This is a genomic window from Streptomyces sp. WM6378 (assembly GCF_001279695.1).
GTDB lineage: Bacteria > Actinomycetota > Actinomycetes > Streptomycetales > Streptomycetaceae > Streptomyces.
Genome location: NZ_LGDD01000206.1, coordinates 1 through 339 on the forward strand (window position 1 = coordinate 1; position 339 = coordinate 339).

Annotated in this window: 1 protein-coding gene; it reads right to left on the reverse strand. The window is 67.6% G+C overall.

Features of this window, described 5'->3' with window-relative positions:
- A partial coding sequence (locus ADK54_RS17210; protein WP_053726527.1) for a pore-forming ESAT-6 family protein occupies positions 1 to 225 on the reverse strand: 225 nt, incomplete at its 3' end.
- Between the last annotated feature and the right edge of the window lie 114 nt (positions 226 to 339).

Here is a 339-nt window from a genome sequence, read left to right on the forward strand (position 1 = left end):
CCGGATGATCTCCCGCACCTCGGCCGCCGCCTTGTTCCAGCGCAGCTCCTTGCCGTGGTACTCGTCCGAGACACCATCGGCGGTGAACTCCGCCATCGCTGCCTTCACGGCCCGGTCGCGGTCGGTCAGCACACGCTCCAGGTGCCCGACGATCCCGGCGAGACCGCCCTGCACCTCGGTGGAGGCGCCGGTGTCGTAGCTGAGCCGGTCCAGATTCTGACCCATGATCCTGATCCCCCGGGTGTCAGTGACGTCCGCCGAAGCGGGCCGCGTCGAAATTGGCCGCCGACATGTTCTGGTGGGCGTTGGACTCCTGCTCGTGATCACCCGTACCGAACG